Source organism: Tateyamaria sp. (assembly GCF_059783535.1).
Map to the genome: position 1 here is coordinate 1 of NZ_JBYNDP010000238.1, position 2,583 is coordinate 2,583.

General features: G+C 61.4%; 3 protein-coding genes. All 3 read left to right on the forward strand.

Annotation, left to right across the window (positions count from 1 at the left end):
- Positions 1-5: 5 nt before the first annotated feature.
- The gene (locus AC6RA8_RS22070; RefSeq protein ID WP_500355934.1) at positions 6-899 is read left to right on the forward strand and encodes a PfkB family carbohydrate kinase; all 894 of its coding nucleotides are present in this window, start codon (positions 6-8) and stop codon (positions 897-899) included.
- Positions 896-1,816, forward strand: coding sequence for a pseudouridine-5'-phosphate glycosidase (locus AC6RA8_RS22075; RefSeq protein ID WP_500355930.1), 921 nt, complete (start codon positions 896-898; stop codon positions 1,814-1,816). The genes AC6RA8_RS22070 and AC6RA8_RS22075 overlap by 4 nt, the downstream gene beginning before the upstream one ends.
- A 72-nt stretch (positions 1,817-1,888) precedes the next feature.
- A partial coding sequence (locus AC6RA8_RS22080; RefSeq protein WP_500355932.1) for a DUF502 domain-containing protein occupies positions 1,889-2,583 on the forward strand: 695 nt, incomplete at its 3' end.

Sequence of the window (2,583 nt, forward strand, 5' to 3'; positions counted from 1 at the left end):
CGGGCATGACCCGCTCACATGACATTCTCTGCATCGGTTCGGTCCTCTGGGATGTGATTGGCCGCGCACCGCTGGCCATGCGCCAGGGGTCGGACGTGCCGGGCCGGATCACCCGTCTGCCCGGCGGTGTGGCCATGAACATTGCCATGACATTGGCCCGCTTCGGACTGACACCTGCACTGCTGACAGCCATCGGGCGCGACGCTGAGGGGGACGAATTGATCGCGGCCTGCACCGCGCGCGGCATGATCACCGACACTGTCTACCGCTCCGAAGACTTGCCCACCGACCAATACATGGCCGTTGAAGGCGCCAATGGCCTGATCGCCGCCATCGCAGATGCGCATTCATTGGAAAGCGCGGGGGCCAAGATCTTGCGCCCGCTGACCGATGGCACGATCGCAACGGATCGCGCACCCTACACTGGGCTTGCTGCGCTCGATGGCAACCTGACGCTGGACCTGTTGAACGAGATTGCGACCAGCCCGGTGCTTGCAGCCGCAGACCTGCGCGTGGCTCCGGCCTCTCCCGGCAAAGCCGAACGGCTGGGTCCGTTTTTGACCCACAGCCGAGGAACGCTCTACGTGAACCTCGAAGAAGCGGGCCTGCTCTGCCAGCGCGGTTTCGAAACGTCCATGGAAGCAGCAGAGGGATTACTGGAGCGCGGCGCAGCCCGTGTCCTTGTGACCGATGGCGGCAACACGGCCACAGAAGGATCGACCGACGGGTTGGTCAGCGAGACGCCGCCGCAAGTGCTGGTCACCCGGATCACCGGCGCTGGTGACACCTTCATGGCGGCCCACATCGCGGCGGAAGTCCGCGGGGCAGATCGCCCCGAGGCCCTTCACGCCGCGCTAGAAGCCGCCGCGATCTATGTTTCAGGAAAGACCGACACATGACCCTGTTCACTCCCTCGCCCGAAGTTGCAGATGCCTTGGCCGCAGGCGCGCCCGTTGTTGCGCTTGAAAGCACGATCATCACGCACGGTATGCCCTATCCGCAAAACCTCGAGGTCGCGCGTAAGGTCGAAGCGGACATTCGCAAAGCCGGAGCCGTGCCCGCGACAATGGCCGTGATTGACGGCACCTTGCACGTAGGTCTGACAGATGCCCAACTTGAAACACTGGCGCAGACCAAAAACGTAGCCAAGCTCAGCCGTGCCGACATGGCGGTCTGCATGGCCAATGGTGGCACCGGCGCAACGACAGTGGCTGCAACCATGATCGCGGCCCGGATTGCCGGTATCTCCGTCTTTGCCACCGGCGGCATCGGCGGTGTGCACAAGGGCGCTGAAAACAGCTTTGATATCTCTGCCGACCTGCTGGAGCTTGCGCAGACCCCGGTGACGGTTGTTGCGGCCGGGGCCAAGGCCATCCTCGACATTCCGAAAACGCTCGAAGTGCTGGAAACGCAAGGCGTACCGGTCATTGCCTACGGGCAGGACGATATGCCTGCCTTCTGGTCGCGCAGCGCAGGCATTGCCGCGCCCCTGCGCATGGACAGCGCCGCATCCATCGCATCGGCCCACGCTCAACGCTCGGCTATGGGCATTCCGGGTGGTCAACTGGTCGCAAACCCGATCCCCGAAACAGATCAGATCGACCGTGCAACACTTGCCCCAATCATTGCACAGGCCGCACGAGACGCGGATGCGCACGGCATCACGGGCAAAGGTGTGACCCCCTACCTGTTGCAACGGATCTTTGAGCTGACAGAAGGTCGCTCACTGACGGCAAACATCGCTTTGGTGCGAAACAATGCGCGGCTGGCAGCCGCCATTGCAACGGAATTGGGCGCAATGGAGCCAAATGCCTGAATAAAGGGCGGAAACCATTGTAGTGCCGGGCACGTTGACTTACTTGTTCCGTGAACTTGCGCCGGGACCCCGATGACCACTCCTTTTGACCCTAAAGAGCCCAGGCAGCCCGGCCTGTTTTCAGGATTGCGCGCATCATTTTTGACAGGCCTTGTGGTCATTGCACCCGTGGGCCTGACAATCTGGCTGATCTGGACCGTCATCGGTTGGGTTGATGGCTTCGTCTGGCCGCTGGTGCCCACGGTCTGGCAGCCGGACTCGATCGTCAACTATTGGCTGAACAACCCGCGTTTCATCGAGCGCAACGGCGCCGTTGTCCCGAACCCGGATTGGATTAATGTGAACGTCCGAGGCGTGGGCGTCATCGTATTCCTTCTGTTCACGGTCTTTGTCGGCTGGATCGCCAAGGGCTATATCGGCAATTCCCTGATCCGCTACGCCGAAAGCCTGGTCGGGCGCACCCCGGTGGTCCGCTCAATCTATTCCGGGATCAAACAGATTTCGGAAACGATCTTTGCCCAGTCCGAGCGGTCCTTCGAAAAGGCCTGCCTGATCGAATATCCGCGCAAGGGTATCTGGGCCATCGGGTTCATTTCAACCACCGCCAAGGGCGAGGTCAGCGAAAGGGCTGGCAACACTGGCGCACTGCTCAGTATCTTTGTGCCCACGACACCAAACCCGACATCGGGCTTTCTGCTGTTTCTGCCAGCCGAGGATGTGATCGAATTGGACATGTCTGTCGAGGACGCCGCGAAACTGGTGATCTC

Coding starts and splice junctions, on each gene's coding strand:
- AC6RA8_RS22070 (WP_500355934.1), top strand. CDS start 6: ATGACCCGCTCACATGACATTCTCTGCATCGGTTCGGTCCTCTGGGAT.
- AC6RA8_RS22075 (WP_500355930.1), top strand. CDS start 896: ATGACCCTGTTCACTCCCTCGCCCGAAGTTGCAGATGCCTTGGCCGCA.